The 16,147-nt window shown below is 72.1% G+C and carries 19 protein-coding genes and 1 pseudogene; 17 read left to right on the top strand and 3 right to left on the bottom strand.

The window, feature by feature from the left end:
* From GTW43_RS06250 to GTW43_RS06300, 11 genes and pseudogenes are all read left to right on the top strand, one after another.
* A pseudogene (locus GTW43_RS06250) lies at window positions 1-263 on the top strand (hypothetical protein); the annotation flags it as partial.
* Window positions 264-438: 175 nt separating this feature from the next.
* Window positions 439-1,167, top strand: coding sequence for a DUF2993 domain-containing protein (locus GTW43_RS06255; RefSeq protein ID WP_161300619.1), 729 nt, complete (start codon window positions 439-441; stop codon window positions 1,165-1,167).
* A gap of 413 nt (window positions 1,168-1,580) precedes the next feature.
* A complete protein-coding gene (locus tag GTW43_RS06260; protein WP_161300620.1) occupies window positions 1,581-2,426 on the top strand; it encodes a sulfurtransferase in 846 nt (281 codons plus the stop codon).
* Between the two features lie 51 nt (window positions 2,427-2,477).
* Window positions 2,478-2,765 (top strand): DUF1416 domain-containing protein, encoded by a 288-nt coding sequence (locus tag GTW43_RS06265; RefSeq protein ID WP_161300621.1) that lies wholly within the window; start codon window positions 2,478-2,480, stop codon window positions 2,763-2,765.
* 131 nt (window positions 2,766-2,896) lie between these two features.
* Entirely contained in the window at window positions 2,897-3,160 is a 264-nt protein-coding gene (locus GTW43_RS06270; RefSeq protein WP_161300622.1) for a DUF3099 domain-containing protein, read from the top strand.
* A 304-nt stretch (window positions 3,161-3,464) separates the two neighbouring features.
* Complete coding sequence (locus GTW43_RS06275) at window positions 3,465-4,124, top strand: hypothetical protein (RefSeq protein WP_343245918.1); 660 nt, start codon at window positions 3,465-3,467, stop codon at window positions 4,122-4,124.
* Entirely contained in the window at window positions 4,121-4,972 is an 852-nt protein-coding gene (locus GTW43_RS06280; protein WP_161300623.1) for a hypothetical protein, read from the top strand. Before GTW43_RS06275 ends, GTW43_RS06280 begins: the two co-directional genes overlap by 4 nt.
* On the top strand, window positions 4,969-5,886 hold the full coding sequence (locus GTW43_RS06285; RefSeq protein WP_237536440.1) for a hypothetical protein: 918 nt from the start codon (window positions 4,969-4,971) through the stop codon (window positions 5,884-5,886). Before GTW43_RS06280 ends, GTW43_RS06285 begins: the two co-directional genes overlap by 4 nt.
* Before the next feature lie 239 nt (window positions 5,887-6,125).
* Window positions 6,126-6,698, top strand: a complete 573-nt coding sequence (locus GTW43_RS06290) for an FABP family protein (RefSeq protein ID WP_161300624.1) — start codon at window positions 6,126-6,128, stop codon at window positions 6,696-6,698.
* A 16-nt stretch (window positions 6,699-6,714) separates the two neighbouring features.
* Window positions 6,715-7,158, top strand: coding sequence for a transcriptional repressor (locus GTW43_RS06295; protein WP_161300625.1), 444 nt, complete (start codon window positions 6,715-6,717; stop codon window positions 7,156-7,158).
* A 34-nt stretch (window positions 7,159-7,192) separates the two neighbouring features.
* Window positions 7,193-8,173, top strand: a complete 981-nt coding sequence (locus GTW43_RS06300) for a folate-binding protein YgfZ (protein ID WP_161300626.1) — start codon at window positions 7,193-7,195, stop codon at window positions 8,171-8,173.
* Between the two features lie 41 nt (window positions 8,174-8,214).
* Here the strand turns inward: GTW43_RS06300 and dtd are convergent, their stop codons facing one another.
* The gene (gene dtd / locus GTW43_RS06305) at window positions 8,215-8,640 is read right to left on the bottom strand and encodes a D-aminoacyl-tRNA deacylase (RefSeq protein ID WP_161300627.1); all 426 of its coding nucleotides are present in this window, start codon (window positions 8,638-8,640) and stop codon (window positions 8,215-8,217) included.
* Between the two features lie 195 nt (window positions 8,641-8,835).
* On the opposite strand from dtd, the gene GTW43_RS06310 reads away from it, so the two are divergent.
* Window positions 8,836-9,393: an ABC transporter substrate-binding protein gene (locus GTW43_RS06310; RefSeq protein ID WP_161300628.1), complete on the top strand. Its 558-nt coding sequence runs from the start codon at window positions 8,836-8,838 to the stop codon at window positions 9,391-9,393.
* Window positions 9,394-9,591: 198 nt separating this feature from the next.
* A complete protein-coding gene (locus GTW43_RS06315; protein WP_161300629.1) occupies window positions 9,592-10,857 on the top strand; it encodes a GNAT family N-acetyltransferase in 1,266 nt (421 codons plus the stop codon).
* 69 nt (window positions 10,858-10,926) lie between these two features.
* Here the strand turns inward: GTW43_RS06315 and GTW43_RS06320 are convergent, their stop codons facing one another.
* Both GTW43_RS06320 and GTW43_RS06325 read right to left on the bottom strand, forming a co-directional pair.
* Window positions 10,927-11,112: a hypothetical protein gene (locus GTW43_RS06320; protein ID WP_161300630.1), complete on the bottom strand. Its 186-nt coding sequence runs from the start codon at window positions 11,110-11,112 to the stop codon at window positions 10,927-10,929.
* A 227-nt stretch (window positions 11,113-11,339) separates the two neighbouring features.
* Complete coding sequence (locus GTW43_RS06325) at window positions 11,340-11,531, bottom strand: hypothetical protein (protein WP_161300631.1); 192 nt, start codon at window positions 11,529-11,531, stop codon at window positions 11,340-11,342.
* Between the two features lie 175 nt (window positions 11,532-11,706).
* Here GTW43_RS06325 and GTW43_RS06330 point away from each other — a divergent pair, with 175 nt between their 5' ends.
* From GTW43_RS06330 to GTW43_RS06345, 4 genes are all read left to right on the top strand, one after another.
* On the top strand, window positions 11,707-12,609 hold the full coding sequence (locus GTW43_RS06330; protein ID WP_161300636.1) for a winged helix-turn-helix domain-containing protein: 903 nt from the start codon (window positions 11,707-11,709) through the stop codon (window positions 12,607-12,609).
* Between the two features lie 73 nt (window positions 12,610-12,682).
* Window positions 12,683-13,399, top strand: a complete 717-nt coding sequence (locus tag GTW43_RS06335; protein WP_343245919.1) for an HAD family hydrolase — start codon at window positions 12,683-12,685, stop codon at window positions 13,397-13,399.
* A gap of 100 nt (window positions 13,400-13,499) precedes the next feature.
* Complete coding sequence (locus GTW43_RS06340) at window positions 13,500-14,381, top strand: GntR family transcriptional regulator (RefSeq protein ID WP_161300632.1); 882 nt, start codon at window positions 13,500-13,502, stop codon at window positions 14,379-14,381.
* Window positions 14,382-14,623: 242 nt separating this feature from the next.
* On the top strand, window positions 14,624-16,147 hold a 1,524-nt coding region (locus tag GTW43_RS06345), incomplete at its 3' end, for an aminoglycoside phosphotransferase family protein (protein WP_161300633.1).

Genomic DNA, 16,147 nt, shown 5'->3' on the forward strand with positions numbered 1-16,147 from the left:
GGGCCCTGCCGCTGCCGACGCCCGCCTCCGTCGTCGCCGCCCTCGTGGGCTCGGCCGCGGGCGGCGCCGCGGCGGGCGCCCTGACCGGCCTGGGCACGGACGGCGCGCTGCTCGGCCTCGGCGCCGGTGCCTTCGCCCTGATCGGCCACCGCGTCGCCTCGTACGACTACCCGTCGCGCTTCGTGCACATGACGGCGGGCGTCGCGCTGCCGCTCGCCGCGTCCGCCCCGGCCGTCTGGCTGCTGGGGCGCGCCCTGGCCTGACGCGGCGAGAAGCGCACACACGGCCGCGGGCTCTGATCGACAAGTTGGGAACAAGTCGGCCGGGGCCCGCCGCCGTGTGCCGGGCGGCACGTACGCTCGCGGCAGGAACCACTTCCGGCGCGGGGGACACAGGGGTCAGCCGGGGGAGAGCACACCATGGGGGAGCTTCCGGGCCATGCGCGCACTGCGAATACTGCTGATCATCGTCGTCGTCCTCGGCGGCCTCTTCGTGATCGCCGACCGGATCGCCGTCAACCTGGCGGAGAGCAAGGCGGCCGACAAGCTGCGCACCGGTGAGGGCCTCGCGAGCGAGCCCAGCGTGAACATCAAGGGCTTCCCGTTCCTCACCCAGGTGCTCGGCGGCTCCCTCGACGACGTCGAGATCGGCATCGAGGACTACGAGGCGAAGTCCGGCGGCGACACGATCCGCATCGCGGACCTGGACGCCGAGATGCACGGCGTGAAGTTCGACAGCAGCTACAGCTCCGCCACCGCCGAGTCCGCCACCGGCACCGCCCGCATCTCCTACGACGAGCTGCTCAAGGCCGTCCGCAAGCAGGATCCGGCGCCGGTCGCCCCCGGCGTGACGGCGAAGATCGACGGTCTCGCGTACGGCGGCGGCAGCAAGGTCAAGGTGCTGCTCGCGGTGAAGACGCCGATCGGCACCGTGCACCCGACGGTGCTGAGCGAGCTCCAGGTCAAGGGCGGCAAGGTCTCGGCGCGGGCGGACAGCCTGCCGAAGGTCGGCGCGTTCGACGTGGCGGAGGGCCGGGTGCGGGCCGTGACCGACTTCCAGCAGGCGATCGACGACCTGCCCGCGGGCATCGAGCTGGACAAGGTCGAGGCGGTCAAGGACGGCCTCGAGATCACGGTGAAGGGTTCGGATCTGGACCTCGTCGGGTAGGCACGGAGGAGGCCCCGGAGCGGACCCGGTCCGCGATGCGAGACGAGGGCGTCCGCACAGCAGAAGGGCGGCGCACCGCCCCGGCCCCGGAGGCCCGCGACAGCGGCCCCGGGGCGCTCTCTGTCTCGGATAGTGGATGATCCTGTCTCAGGATCCGACACGCCGGTGACAGGCACCCCGTGCCGTCCTTACGATCGGACGCATGATGCAGCAGGCGGAATTCACGAAGCGGCGGGCAGTGGACCTGTGCCGCGTCGCCGCCATGCTCTGTCGCACTGCCTGAGCGGGCCCTCCGGCGACCGCGCCGGCCCCCCGCTTTCCCCCAGGACCCCTCGAGACGACTCGGGGTCACCCGTGCGTCCCCGCACACTCCCGTTCCGCATGCCCCCGCAACTGCCCCGGAGGAACACAGCATGAGCCGCAGCGACGTCCTGGTAGACGCCGACTGGGTCGAGGCCAACCTCGACAACGCGAACGTGGCGATCGTCGAGGTCGACGAGGACACGGCCGCGTACGACAAGAACCACATCAAGAACGCGATCCGCATCGACTGGACCAAGGACCTCCAGGACCCGGTCCGCCGCGACTTCATCGACCAGGAGGGCTTCGAGAAGCTCCTGTCGGCGAAGGGCATCGGCAACGACACGACGGTCGTCCTCTACGGCGGCAACAACAACTGGTTCGCCTCGTACGCGTACTGGTACTTCAAGCTCTACGGCCACCAGGACGTGAAGCTCCTCGACGGCGGCCGCAAGAAGTGGGAGCTCGACTCCCGCGACCTGGTCGACGGCGCGCAGGTGCCGAACCGTCCCGCCACGCAGTACAAGGCCAAGGCCCAGGACACCTCGATCCGTGCCTTCCGCGACGACGTCGTCAACGCGATCGGCACCCAGAACCTGGTCGACGTCCGCTCCCCCGACGAGTTCTCGGGCAAGCTGCTCGCCCCGGCCCACCTGCCGCAGGAGCAGTCCCAGCGCCCGGGCCACGTCCCGTCGGCCCGCAACATCCCGTGGTCGAAGAACGCCAACGACGACGGCACCTTCAAGTCCGACGAGGACCTCAAGGCCCTCTACGAGGACGAGCAGGTCGACCTGGCGAAGGACTCCATCGCCTACTGCCGCATCGGTGAGCGCTCGGCCCTGACCTGGTTCGTGCTGCACGAGCTGCTCGGCGTCGACAACGTCAAGAACTACGACGGTTCCTGGACCGAGTACGGCTCGCTGGTCGGCGTGCCGATCGAGCTCGGCGCCAACAAGTAAGCAAGCCCGCCCCTCCAGGTCCAACTGACCTTTTCCCAGCAGGAGTTACGTATGTGTGGAGCGAAGGCCGGCGGCCCCGACGCCTCGACGATCAAGCCCGGTGAGACCACGATCCAGGGCCAGGTGACCCGCGACGGCGAGCCGGTGACGGGGTACGTCCGTCTCCTCGACTCGACCGGCGAGTTCACCGCGGAGGTGCCCACCTCCGCCACGGGCCAGTTCCGCTTCTACGCGGCCGAGGGCACGTGGACGCTGCGCGCCCTGGTCCCGGGCGGCACGGCGGACCGCACGGTCGTCGCCAGCACCGGCGGGCTCGCGGAGGTCGCGATCGCCGTGTGACGGCGGCGCCGCGGCGCACTCGAACGGCTGAAGGGCCGCACCCCAGGGGGTTGGACGCCACTGGACGGGGTGCGGTCCTTCGGCTTGTCCCGGACCGGCGTGCGGACCCCTGCCGGGGCTACCCTGGAAGCATGCTGGCCCGGCGCAAGCACCTGTACTTCCTGATGATGGGCGTCTGCATCGCGCTCTTCGTCCTGGCCTGGGCCGTCGTACGCCTGTGGTCCGTGCCGGCCGCCGTCGCCATGTGCGTGGTCGCCATGGTCATCCCGCCCGTCGCCGCGATCACCGCGAACCGGCGCGGCCCCGACGACCGCTGGTGGGACGACCCGTCCGGGGACGAGCAGTCCGACGCGTGGTGGGACGAACTGGACGGGAAGAAGCACCGGCGCCGCTGACGCCGGGCCGGCCTGACCGTCGGGCAGGGACTTCAGGCCACGGCGTGGCTGATTCGTGATCAATTGACGGGCAACCCTGCGAGGTTGCTGTGGGTCTCCTGGGCGCGCGGATACGGAATCCGCGCTTCGAGTTCCGTGGGGGGACCCGTTGGATGACGTAGAAGTTCCGAGAACGGAGCCTCAGGCACCACCGCCCGGGGCACCGCAGGCCGAGCCCCCGGCCCCGGCCCCGGCCGAGCCGTCCGTCCCGGCCCGTCGGGCGCGCCGCCGAGGGCGCACCGCCGCGCTGATCGCCTGCGCCGCCGTGCTCGGCGCCGTCGCGGGCGTCTGCACCGGATACACCGTGCAGGCGGACCGCGATCCCGACCCGCTGCCGCCGCTCGCCCAGCAGGCGATGACGCAGGCCGGGGGCGGCAAGCCGCCCGAGAAGCTGTCCGCCGCACAGGACCGCCGCGTCCGCACCGACGGCGACCTGCGCAAACTGCTGCTGCCGCGCCCCGCGGGGACGCAGAAGGCGGACGCCGACCAGGGCTGGCTCGACCAGTACGGCTACGCCGAGTACTTCAAGGCGCCGGACGCCATGTTCGAGGAGCTGTCCCGCGGTTCCTACCGGCGGGCCGCGCTGAGCGTCTGGGAGAAGGGCAACGCCCTGACCGAGATCCACCTCGTCCAGTTCCGTGACGACAAGGAACTCGGCTCGCGCGACTTCCTCACCGGCCAGCAGTCGTACATGGGCGGCAGCAAGTGGGCGGGCAACCCGGGCGAGGCCGTTCCCGGCAGCGACACCGGCCGTCTGTACGTCTACGACCACCCGCAGACCAAGGCCGGTTACCTGCCGCTGTACACGTCCCGGGCACTCGCCGCGCGCGGCGACATCGTCATGGACATCTGGATGTACGACAGCAAGCCGATCCCGAAGAAGACCGCGATGGCCCTCGCCGAGCGACAGCTGGAGCGCCTGTGACCGACCAGAACCCGCCCGCGCAGGCACCCGGCACGGACCGGCCCGCTCCCGACCTGCCCGTCACGGCTCCGACCGCCGTCATCGCCACCGCCACCGCCACCACCGACGCTGCCGACGCCTCGGCCGCCCCGCGCAGGCGCGGCCGCGTGCTCACGCTCGTCGGCGCCGCCGTGGTCGTCCTCGCGGTCGCCGGCGGCAGCACCCTCACCGTCCTGACGGTGGGCGACGCCGACCGCACGGTCCGCGCCGACGTGTGGGGCGACCCCGTGGCGCAGAAGCAGCGCACCGGCGGCACCGGCAAGGAGGACCTCAGGAAGCGGCTGCTGCCCGTGCCCGAGGAGTACGGCCCCGGGCCGGACATCGACGAGTTCGGCAACGACGACGTGATCGGCGGCCGGCAGGCCGTCGCCCGTCTCAAGGCGGGCGTCGACGACCTGCCCGCCCGCCAGCGCGAGTCCCAGCGCAAGGCCATCGACAAGCTCAAGGTCAAGGGCCTGGCGATGCGCAGCTACTCCGCCGACTCCTCCGACCTCGTCGTCGAGATCCAGCTCGCCCAGCTCGAGAACCGGCAGGCGGGCCGCGATCTCAAGTCCTTCCGTACGCAGTTCCTGCGCGCGCTCGGCGTCTTCACCAAGGGGCCGACGATCAAGGGGCACCGCACCGCGGACTGCTTCCGCGCCCCCCAGGACAAGGACACCGACCTCGGCCTGCTCATCTGCAACGCGTACGAGGACGACCTCATGGTCTCCGCGACCGCGTACGGCCCCAAGTCGCTGGACACCAAGGCCGTCGCCTCCCTGGTGGCACAGCAGCTCGACCACATCTCGTCGCGGGGGGAGCTCGTATGACCCAGTCACTCCAGCCGGAGCAGCAGCAGCCGGAGGCGCCCGGGCCGCAGGAGGCACCGGGACCGCAGGAGGCGCCCGCCGTGCCGCCGCCCCCGCCGGCCGCCGCACCCGTACCTCTCGCCCCGCCCGTTCCTTCCGTTCCTCCCGTACCGCCCGCGCCGAAGGACCGCCGGGTGCTGCGGGCCGTGCTGCGCTGGACCGCCGCCGTGGTCGTCTTCGCGGCCGTGGGCGCGGGCGCCGCGTACGGCGTCACGGAGCAGACCCGCGGCGACCTGCCGGGCCTCGCCACCGAGGACGACGGCCGCTGGGAGTATCCGCACCTCGTGAAGCCGCCGCTGCCCGCGGGCGCCCCGGCGGCCTTCGCCGAGGAGAACACCCGCGAGGAGCACTACGCCGACCTGCGGGGACTCGTCCTGCCCGCGCCTAAGGGCGCACGGCAGGACAAGGAGATGGCCGGCCGGGACGGCTGGCTGTCCACGGCGGCGTACCTCGAGCTCTTCGCGAAGGACGCGCGCGGCGACCTGAAGCAGTCGCTCGCCGACGGCGGTCTGCGGCACATCGCCGGCCGCGGCTGGACCATGCCGGACGGCACGCACACTCGGATCTACCTGCTGCAGTTCGACACCAGCGCGTTCGCCCGCGCGCACCTGGGGGACCTGGCCGCCGCCGCGGCCGCCTATCAGGACGCGCCCGACGTCGAGGAGTACCTCCGCGGCGCGGGCAGCGGATCCAAGGTCCGCTACACGACGATGCGGGTCTTCGACGAGCAGGCGCCGTACGGCGCCGAGCACCTGCGGGTGGCCCGCATGCAGGCCGGTGACGTCGTCGGGTTCGTCGTCGTCTCGGGGAAGAAGGGCGTGCCCCGGGTCCCGTTCGACCAGACGGCGGTGCTGCAGAACCAGCTGCTCGGCTGACCCGGGGACGGACCTCGCCGAGAGCGCCGGACCCCGCACGACTAGAGTGGGGTCCGGCTCTGTGTCCACCTACGTCCGCTAGTCCGCTAGTGCCGCTCACCGAGGAGCATCCGTGCTTGAGGCCTTCTTCTCCGCTCTGCTCGTCCTGGTCTGCGTCGGCGTCCTCGCCTTCGCCGGTCTGACCGTGAAGAAGCTGTACCAGGGCCAGCGCTGACCCCCGTCGAGGAAAGCCCCAGATCATGATCGAGATCCCGTCCGACCTGAACCCCGAGCTCGTCCCGCTCGCCTTCCTCCTGGGCAACTGGGCGGGGGCCGGCGTGACCGACTTCCCCGGAGCCGAGAAGGCCAATTTCGGCCAGGAGGTCTCCTTCACCCACGACGGGCGGGACTTCCTCGAGTACCAGTCGCACACCTGGATCCTCGACCAGGACGGCAACAAGGTGAAGCCGCTCGAGTCCGAGCACGGCTTCTGGCGCATCGGCGCCGACCGCAAGGTCGAGGTCGTCATGGTCCGTGACGACGGCGTCGTCGAGGTCTGGTACGGCGAGCTGGCGGACAAGAAGCCGCAGATCGACCTGGCCACCGACGCGGTGGCCCGCACGGCGGCCTCCGGCCCCTACAGCGGCGGCAAGCGGCTGTACGGCTACGTCAAGGGCGACCTGATGTGGGTCGGCGAGAAGCAGACCCCCGAGGTCCCGCTCCGCCCCTACATGTCGGCACAGCTCAAGAAGGTCGTGTCGCCCGAGGACGTCGCGGAGATGGCCCGCAACCTGCCGGACATGCCGGACGACGGCATCGCTTTCTTCAAGTAGTCATACACTCGGCGGTGTGGTGAGCACCGACTGGAAGAGCGACCTGAGGCAGCGCGGCTACCGGCTGACGCCGCAGCGCCAGCTTGTCCTCGAAGCCGTCGACACCCTGGAGCACGCGACCCCCGACGACATCCTGTGCGAAGTGCGCAGGACGGCGTCGGGGGTCAACATCTCCACGGTCTACCGGACGCTCGAGCTCCTCGAGGAGCTCGGCCTGGTCTCCCACGCCCACCTCGGGCACGGCGCGCCCACGTACCACCTGGCCGACCGGCACCACCACATGCACCTGGTCTGCCGCGACTGCACGAACGTGATCGAGGCCGATGTGGCCGTCGCCGCCGAGTTCACCGCCAAGCTGCATGCCGAGTTCGGCTTCGACACCGATCTCAAGCACTTCGCCATCTTCGGGCGGTGCGCGGACTGCACCCGGGCCGCAGCGGAGCAGCCCCCGCAGGAATAAGCGCGTCCGGGCCGTCGTCGTAGTCTGTGTGACCATGCAGCGACACTCCCCGCACAGCCCCCTGCTGACCCTGCCCGGCGCCGTCCCCGGCGAGGGCGTGGACGAGGGCGTCGCCGCGCACTACGGCGACCTGTTCCGTGAGCAGCGCGCCCTGGCCGACGGCACCGGTGTCGTCGACCTCTCGCACCGCGGCGTCCTCACCGTGACCGGCGAGGACCGGCTCAGCTGGCTGCACCTGCTGCTCACCCAGCACGTCAGCGACCTGCCGCCGGGCCAGGCGACCGAGGCGCTGGTGCTGTCCGCCAACGGGCACATCGAGCACGCCCTGTACCTCGTCGACGACGGCACCACGACGTGGGCGCACATCGAGCCCGGCACCCAGGAGGCGCTCCTCGGCTACCTGGAGTCGATGAAGTTCTTCTACCGCGTCGAGGTCGCCGACCGCACCGACGCGTTCGCCGTCGTCCACCTGCCCGCCGGTTCCATCGCCCCGGTCCCGGACGGGGTGGCCGTGCGCGAGACGGCGTACGGCCGCGACCTGTTCCTGCCGCGCGGCGACCTCGAGGCGTACGCGAAGGAGAACGGCCCGGCGGTCGGCCTGCTCGCCTACGAGGCGCTGCGCGTCGAGCAGCACCGACCCCGTCTCGGCCTGGAGACCGACCACCGCACGATCCCGCACGAGCTCGGCTGGATCGGCTCGGCCGTCCACCTCCAGAAGGGCTGCTACCGGGGCCAGGAGACCGTGGCCCGCGTCCAGAACCTGGGCAAGCCGCCGCGCCGCCTCGTCTTCCTGCACCTCGACGGCAGCGATGTGCACCTGCCGCCGCACGGCGCGGAGGTCCGGCTCGCGGCGGACGGCCCCGAGGGACGCAAGATCGGCTTCGTCACGACCTCGGCCCGCCACCACGAGCTCGGCCCGATCGCGCTGGCCCTGGTGAAGCGGAACGTCCCGCTGGACGCCCCGCTGCTCGCCGAGACCACGGCCGCCGCGCAGGAAGCGGTCGTCGAGCCGTAGAGCACCGCTCGAGTCCCGCTGGAGCCTCGCCGGAGTCCGGTCTACAGCTCCAGCAGGACCGTGAACGGGCCGTCGTTCGTCAGGGACACCCGCATCTGCGCCCCGAACCGGCCCGTCGCCACGGTCGCGCCCAGCGCCCGCAGCTGCGCCACGACCTCCTCGACGAGCGGCTCGGCGACCGGCCCCGGCGCCGCCGCGTTCCAGGTGGGCCTGCGGCCCTTGCGGGCGTCCCCGTAGAGCGTGAACTGGCTGATGACCAGCAGCGGAGCGTCGATGTCGCTGCACGAGCGCTCGTCGCCCAGCATCCGGATCGACCACAGTTTGCGGGCCAGCTGGGCGGCCTTCTCCTTCGTGTCCTCGTGCGTGACCCCCACGAGGACGCACAGTCCCTCGCCCCGGATCTCGCCGACCGTCTCGCCCTCGACGACGACGCTCGCGCCGTCCACTCTCTGCACCACTGCACGCATACGGTCATCATGCCGTGCCGCCCGCTGCCCGTTCGGACGGCCTCCCGAACCCCCCATCCGGGGCCGATATGGGGCACTCGCACACTAAGCGGCCATCCGGAGTGGCACCATGCTTCCACGTGGTGCGCCAGGGGCGTACGGCGCCGGTCCGGTCGAGGGGACGGTACACAGACCATGGATACGCATGCGCATGCCATGAGCCAGACTCCGGACACGGAGCTGCCCCGGCCGCCCGTGCAGCGCGTCGACAGCCCCGCGCTGCCCGCCGCCCCCGCGCCCGACCTGCCCGCGCTGAGCCTCGCCGAGCTGCGGCAGGTGCGGCGCGACGCACAGCGGGACGAGGCGGACCTGTCGTACGTGCGCCGGCTGCTCCAGGGCCGGATCGACATCCTGCGGGCGGAGCTGGCCCGGCGCCGCGACCCGGAGTCGCCCGTCGTGGACCGCCTCTCGGAGATCCTGCGGGACCAGCCGACCCGGCAGCGCTCGTCGGCCCGGCACGTCACGGTGGGCACGCCGCACAGCGAGGAGTTCCGCTCGCTGGCCGCGCAGATGCTCGCGGAGGTCGGCCTCTCCGACCTGGGGGCCCGCACGGACGGTGAGCTGGACGCGGGCCTCGGCCGGCTCGTCCGGTACGAGCAGCAGGTGTCGCGGCGGCGGCAGCAGTTGCAGCGGGTCGCCGACGACTGCAGCGGGGAGATCGCGCGCCGCTACCGGGAGGGTGAGGCGCGGGTCTCCGATCTCCTCGGGGGCTGACCTCCCGCGTCGCGGTCCGCGGGCCGGTGGGGCTTCTCGCGCAGTTCCCCGCGCCCCTGAAATGCAGACGCTTCGCGTCGCATTTCCCCTCGGGCGCGAGAAGCCCCATCGGAGCGGCGCCCGGCGGTGAGCGGGCGGAGCTGCGGTGGGAGCCGTAATCCGGGCGACACAGGCGCGGGCCCGACCTAGCGTGACCCCATGACGACCCGCCCCGGCCCCGCCGAAACCGTCCGCCCGATCACCCCGGAGGAGGTCCGGGCCTGGAGCCGCGCGCTCAACACGGGCTTCGTCCGCCCCCCGACCGTCTCCGACGAGACGGTCGACCGCCGCCGCGCCCAGTTCGACCTCTCCCGCGTCCGCGCCGCGTTCACGGACACGGGCCGGGTCGTCGCGACGTTCCGTTCCCACGAGCAGACCCTGACCGTCCCGGGCGGAGCCACCGTTCCCACGGACGCGATCACGAACGTGACGGTCACCCCCACGCACCGCCGCCGCGGTCTGCTGACCCGCATGATGGCCGACGACCTCGCGGAGGCGAAGGAGCGCGGCGACGTCGCGGCGACCCTGATCGCCGCCGAGTACCGCATCTACGGCCGCTACGGCTTCGGCCCCGCCACCTCGGCGACGACCTGGGAGATCGACGTCCCCCGCACCGGCCTCGACCCGCGCTGGTCCGCCCCGGAGGACGGCGCCACGATCGACCTGGTCGACGCGGCGGAGTACCGCAAGGAGGGCCCCGGGCTGCACGACCGGCTGCGCACCCGGGTCGCCGGCCTGGTGTCCCGCCAGCCGTCCTGGTGGGACCGTGACACGGGCCTCGCGGCGGCCCCCGAGGACCCGTGGACGGAGCCGTACTACGCCCTGTACCGCTCGGCGCGCGGCGAGGTCGAGGGCCTGCTCCGGTACCGGATCGAGGGGAAGTTCAGCGACGCGGTGCAGCCGGTGTGCACGGCGACCGTGCTGGACCTCTTCGGGGCGACGCCGGCCGCCGAGCGCGCGCTGTGGCACTACGTCTGCTCGATCGACTGGGTGACGGTCGTCCAGAGCGGCCTGCGCGCCCCCGACGATCTGCTGCCCGACCTGCTGCCCGACCGCCGGGCGGCCAGGATCGTGAAGCAGGCGGACACGATGTGGGTGCGGATCCTCGACGTCGCGGCGGCCCTGGAGGCGCGGTCGTACGCGACGAGCGGGGAGCTGGTCCTCGAGGTGCGGGACGAGGCGGGGTTCGCCGGGGGACGGTTCGCCCTGGAGGCGACGCCCGACGGCGCGGTGTGCGCGCCGAGCGCCGCGGCACCCCAGCTCACGCTCGGTGTCGCGGAGTTGGGGGCGCTGTGGCTGGGCGACACGTCCGCGGTGCGGCTCGCGGCCCTGGGCCGGGTGTCCGAGGAGGAGGCGGGCGCCGCCGCCGTCGCCGACACCCTGCTGCGCACGTCGCGGCGCCCGTGGTGCCCCGACATGTTCTGAGCCGGTGCCGCGACCTGGTGGTGGCGGGGACCGACCGGGCTCCCGGCTCCCCTCCGGAAGGGAGCCCGGTCAGCCGCTCTGGGCCAGCAGCATGACGAGGACGACCGCCCCGATGCCGCTGATCATGGTGTTCCTGGCCTTGAGGCCGACGGAGAGCGCGATGAAGGCGATGATGCCCATCGGTCCGTACTTCCACTGGATGAGCTGCTCGAAGCCGATGGCGAGGGCGGCGACGATGATGGCGAAGAGCGGCATGGTCTGTGACCTCCTTCAGGACCTGCGGGTCCGCGTGGTGACCAACTCCTGTGGGTGTGCTGTGACAGAGCGGAGACGTGGACCAACCTGTGTGACGGACGCCAACCTGCGAGGCTGACCGACCATGTCGGCCAAGTTGGTCACCAACTCATAGGTACTTATCTCCGTTCTGAGGCGAGTCATAACCACCTTCACATCAACTCCCCAAAGATGGCGGGAAGTTGAGATCAGCGGAGGGCGGGACCCGCGACCAGGATGGCGAGCAGTGCGGCGCCGACCGAACTGCACGTCGTGTTCCGGGTCTTGACGCCGATCGACAGGAGCAGCAGTCCGGCGATCCCGGCCGGACCGTAGTGCCACTGCACGAGCTGCTCGAAGGTGATCACGAGGACCGCGGAGAGAAGGCTCAGGACGGGCATGGCGCGTACCTCCTCGGTCGGCCGGCGGTCCGCCGGGCCATCTTGTACCAAGTTGGAACCAACTTCACGATAGTTGTCCCCACTTGGTCGTGGTGGATAAACAAGCTTCCAACAACTCCCGCCAAATCCCGGGAAGTTGTAGCGTTTGGTTGTGACTCACGAGAGCGTGGCGGACATGGCGGGCAGGACGGGCGCGCGGAACGCCCCGGGCGGACCCCTGGACGACGACAGAAGGCCCGGCGCCCAGGACATCGCCGACGAGCTGCGCGAGCGCATCAGGGCGGGCGTCCTGAAGGCGGGCGACCGGCTGCCGACCCAGGCCACGCTGGCGGCGCAGTTCGACGTGGAGCGCGGCACGGTCCGCCAGGCGCTCCAGCTCCTGGAGGCGGACGGCTTGCTGGCCAACCGCAGCAAGGGCAGCCCGCCCCGGATCGCCCCCGCCGCGGCGGGCACCGACGAGCCGCAGTCCACGATGGTCACGCTGTCGCCGCGGCTGGTCGAGGCGTTCCGGGCGCCCCGGGTGCGGATCGACGCGGTCTGCATGACGTCCGAGACCCTGATGCTGGCGCTCGGCGAACCGCTCCGGCTGATCTACGAGGGCCGGATGCGCCCCGAGTCCATCGACGTCCGCATCCTGCTCCCCAGCCGCGACATCGACCTCGCGTTCCCGGTGCCGGTCGGGGACGCCGCGCCGGACGGCGACGACCCCGTCCACCAGCGCTGGCTCGCCACGCGCAACGCGCAGGGCCAGGTCCTGCGGCACAACCTCCGCTCCCTGCGGACCTCGCCCGGCATCGACGTGACGGTCACCTTCCGTGCCCTGCCCTTCACCCCGCAGATGCGGCTGTACCTGCTCAACGGGGAGGAGGCCCTCTTCTCGTACTACAAGGTCACGCGGCGCGAGGAGGAGATCGACAGCGACACGACGCTGGAGATGTACGCGGCCAGCGACCCGCAGGCCCTCGCGTTCTCCTTCGAACGCCGGGCGGGGCACCGGGACCGGGCGTTCGTGGAGGACTCGCAGAAGTGGTTCGACGCGCTGTGGGGGACGATCACGTCGGACCTGACGCTCACGTAGTGCGTCCGGAAGCGAGGCCGTGACCTGGCGCCGTCACCTAGTGCACGCCGTCCCGACGCAGCACACTGTTCCCGTGGCTGATGCTGTGGCGGAAGAGACGGAACTGGCCGAGCTGGTGCGCGGGGCGCGCTACGTGCTGCTCGACTTCGACGGCCCGATCTGCCGGCTGTTCGCGGTCCGGCGGGCGCAGGACATCGCTCGCGCGCAGGTGGAATGGCTGGACCGGCAGGGGCTCGGGAGCATCCTCAGCGAGACGGAGCGGGAGGATCCGGACCCGCACACGACGCTGCGCCTGCTCGCGGAGCAGCGCCGGGGGAGCGATCTGGTCGTCGAGATGGAGAAACGTCTCACCGCGGAGGAGCTCGGCGCGGTCGGCACGGCCTGGCCCACGCCGTACGCCGATCCCCTGATCCGCACCTGGTCGGCGGTCGGTGTCCGGCTGGCCATCACGACCAACAACGCACCCGAGGCGGCCGGCCGCTACGTCGAGAACCGGGGCCTGTCCGACTGCTTCCACCGGCACATATACGGCCGGACGCAGGACCTGGAACTGCTCAAGCCCCATCCGCACTGCCTGCACCGCGCCCTGAACGCCATGGGGGCCGACCCCGCTGCCGCCCTGATGATCGGCGACGCCACCACGGACCTGGTGGCGGCGGAAGCGGCCGGCGTCCCCTTCCTCGGCTACGCGCGCAGCGAGCACAAGGAGGCCGCGCTGCGGTCGGCGGGCGCCAAGCACGTGATCGACTCCCTGGAGCCGCTGCTCACCGTTCTGCGCACGCGCCCCTGACCTGGGGGTTCCCGGATCCGCCCGGCCGAGCCGGTTTAGTTGGTTGCCAACTGGCGTAGAGTTGACGCAACTTGGCACTGGCAGGGCGGGAGTGCGGCGCATGAACGGCAAGAGCGGCACCGGTCCCCGGGCCACCTCCGAATCCATCGCCGACGACCTGCGGGAACGCATCAGAACGGGCGTCCTGGAGGCCGGTGCGCGGCTGCCGACCCAGGCGGCGCTGGCCCAGGAGTTCGGGGTGGAGCGCGGCACCGTGCGCCAGGCCCTCCACCGTCTCCAGGCCGACGGCCTGCTCACGAACGTGAGCCGGGGCAGCCCGCCCCAGGTCGCCCCCGGCGCCGAACCCGCCGTGCCCGGCACCCGCTCCGCGCGCAGCATCCTCGTGCCGCGCCTCCAGTCGGCGTTCGCGGACGAGCGGGTCGAGGTCGACGTCGCCTGCCTGACCGCCGAGACGCTGATGCTGGCGCTGGGCGAGGCGCAGCGCACGGTGTACGAGGGCACGTGCCGCCCGCAGTCGATCCGCGTCCGGCTGCTCCTGCCGAGCCTGGAGCAGGACCTCGACTACCCGTCGCCGGCGGACGGCTGGGGCGCGGACGCCAAGCTGGACGAGGCGGTCCGGGCACGCAGCCGGGGCCAGCACATCGCCCAGACGACGGTCCTGAAGAGCTCCATGGCGAGCCTGCGCCGGCACGGCGTGGACGCCCACATCGACATCCGCTACACCGTGGGCACCCCGAGCCGGAAGGCGTACCTCCTCAATCGCCGGGAGGCCCTGATCGGCCACTACGCCCCGGCCCTGATGGAGCGCGAGGTGGACGAGTACGAGGGCGGCCGGCCGGTGCTGCTGTGCGACGTCGAGGGTTTCGACACCCCGATGTTCGTCTTCGACCGGGCGAGGAGCACGTCGGAGGCGGACTTCGTCGCGGCCGAGCAGCGGATGTTCGACGGGTTGTGGGAGCACGTGCCGAAGCGTCCGGCGTGAGGCGGACGGGGGCAGTGGCGCCGCGTCGCGATCCGCGGGCCGCTGCCTGCGCAGTCACTCGTTCTGCCGTATCCGGCCGCCGGGGACGATCCGGCGGCCGACCGGCCGCGCGGCGAGCCCGTGCAAGCGCGTCTCGCTCTGTGGGCCGCGGCCGCTCACTCCTCGAACACGCGGCCGCCGTGCGGCTCGGCTCGTGCCCCGGGTCGCACGGGACTAGGGTGTGGCTCCGTCAACTCTGATGCATGAGTTTCCAGGAGTGGCCCGTGGGCGCGATCGCCCCCAGTGCCCCGAGTGCGATCCCTGACTTCACCGAGGAGTCCAGGGACCTGTGGGACGAGATCCTCCGGTCCGAGACATGCTCCGGCGAGAGTATGGGCGGACACCACAACCTCAACCGTGTGGTGCAGCTGACGTCGCAACAAGCGCGGGACCTGGGCCGGCCCGCAGGAACACACGTCCTGGTCCGGCGCCGCCGGGACGGCGTGCCGTCCGTCGTGATCCGGACCTGGCCGGACGAGGCCGCGGTGCTGCGCGGCATCGGCGACCACCTGGACGGCGTACCGCGGTTCCTCGCCCGGCGCGGGGACCGGTCCATCCACACCTACCTGGCCGGCACGCCCCTCGCGGCCGTCTGCCCCGAGGGCAAGCCGGTCGACTCGCGGCTGATCGAGGCCTTCGCCGATCTGCTCGCCCGCCTGGCCTGCGTGCCGGAGCGGGCCCTGCCGCCGCGCCCCGCCCACTGGCCGCGCGACCGGGACACCGCCGGCTTCCTGCGCACGTTGTGGACACAGGCCGATCAGCAGGTCCGCATGCCGAACTGGGCCGAGTTCGGCGGGCTGTTCGTCGCACTGGGCGTGCCCGAGGACGCCCTGCGGAAGTACGGGCCATGGGCGCCGCGGATGAGCCCCCGCCCGTTCGGTCTGCTCCACGGCGACCTCCACCGCGGCAACGTCGTCGTCACCGGCGACGGTGTCCCGCCGCTCCGCTGCGTGGACTGGGAGCTGGCGTCCTACGGCGACCCCCTGCACGACCTGGCGGTCCACCTGGTGCGGACGCACTATCCGCCCGACCAGGTGGACGAGGTCGTGGACGCCTGGCGCCGTGCCATGGGCCGGGTGCGCCCCGAGGCGGTCGTCGGCCTGGACGAGGACCTGCCGCACTACCTCGACTTCGAGCACGCGCAGTCCGTCTACCCGGACGTGATCCGGGCGGTGCGCTCCCTCGACCGTGTCTTCGGCCGGAGCGACCTGGAAGCGGCGGCGAAGGAGATCAGGCGAGCCCTGCTGGCCGCCCAGCGCCCGCTGGCGCTGCGCACCGTGCTGGACGTGGGCACCATCGAGCGCCTGCTGTACCGTCGGCTGCTGGCGCACGGCTCGGTCCTGCGTGGCTCCGGCCGGACCGCCCTCTGGCACCGCGACGAGCGGGTGGCCCTGCGGCCGGACTTCCCCGAGTCGGCGGTCGAGGCGGCCCTGCGGGCGGAGGGCCGGGCCCCGGCCCGCCTCGTCTTCAACGGGACCACGCATCTGGCGACCGTCGTGGAGATCGACGGCCGGCCCCCCGTGATGGTGCGCAGGAAGGTGGGCACGGCCCACCCGGTCGAGCCCAGGTTCCTCGACGAGCACGCGGTGCTGCGGGCCATCGAGGACTCCGGCGCGGCCGTCAGGGCGCCGCGTGTCTACGCGCTGGGGGAGAGCGACTTCGCCGACTCGTTCACCATCCACTCCTACGAGGGATCCCCGGACACGCGCCGGGCGCCCGGGCACCCA

Source organism: Streptomyces sp. SID5785, from assembly GCF_009870065.1.
In the GTDB taxonomy this organism is placed as follows: Bacteria; Actinomycetota; Actinomycetes; order Streptomycetales; family Streptomycetaceae; genus Streptomyces.

What these genes read in the sequence shown, in the direction of transcription:
- GTW43_RS06255 (WP_161300619.1), top strand. Translation starts at nt 439, where the DNA reads ATGCGCGCACTGCGAATACTGCTGATCATCGTCGTCGTCCTCGGCGGC.
- GTW43_RS06260 (WP_161300620.1), top strand. Translation starts at nt 1,581, where the DNA reads ATGAGCCGCAGCGACGTCCTGGTAGACGCCGACTGGGTCGAGGCCAAC.
- GTW43_RS06265 (WP_161300621.1), top strand. Translation starts at nt 2,478, where the DNA reads ATGTGTGGAGCGAAGGCCGGCGGCCCCGACGCCTCGACGATCAAGCCC.
- GTW43_RS06270 (WP_161300622.1), top strand. Translation starts at nt 2,897, where the DNA reads ATGCTGGCCCGGCGCAAGCACCTGTACTTCCTGATGATGGGCGTCTGC.
- GTW43_RS06285 (WP_237536440.1), top strand. Translation starts at nt 4,969, where the DNA reads ATGACCCAGTCACTCCAGCCGGAGCAGCAGCAGCCGGAGGCGCCCGGG.
- GTW43_RS06290 (WP_161300624.1), top strand. Translation starts at nt 6,126, where the DNA reads ATGATCGAGATCCCGTCCGACCTGAACCCCGAGCTCGTCCCGCTCGCC.
- GTW43_RS06300 (WP_161300626.1), top strand. Translation starts at nt 7,193, where the DNA reads ATGCAGCGACACTCCCCGCACAGCCCCCTGCTGACCCTGCCCGGCGCC.
- dtd (WP_161300627.1), bottom strand. Translation starts at nt 8,640, where the DNA reads ATGCGTGCAGTGGTGCAGAGAGTGGACGGCGCGAGCGTCGTCGTCGAG.
- GTW43_RS06310 (WP_161300628.1), top strand. Translation starts at nt 8,836, where the DNA reads ATGAGCCAGACTCCGGACACGGAGCTGCCCCGGCCGCCCGTGCAGCGC.
- GTW43_RS06315 (WP_161300629.1), top strand. Translation starts at nt 9,592, where the DNA reads ATGACGACCCGCCCCGGCCCCGCCGAAACCGTCCGCCCGATCACCCCG.
- GTW43_RS06320 (WP_161300630.1), bottom strand. Translation starts at nt 11,112, where the DNA reads ATGCCGCTCTTCGCCATCATCGTCGCCGCCCTCGCCATCGGCTTCGAG.
- GTW43_RS06325 (WP_161300631.1), bottom strand. Translation starts at nt 11,531, where the DNA reads ATGCCCGTCCTGAGCCTTCTCTCCGCGGTCCTCGTGATCACCTTCGAG.
- GTW43_RS06330 (WP_161300636.1), top strand. Translation starts at nt 11,707, where the DNA reads ATGGCGGGCAGGACGGGCGCGCGGAACGCCCCGGGCGGACCCCTGGAC.
- GTW43_RS06340 (WP_161300632.1), top strand. Translation starts at nt 13,500, where the DNA reads ATGAACGGCAAGAGCGGCACCGGTCCCCGGGCCACCTCCGAATCCATC.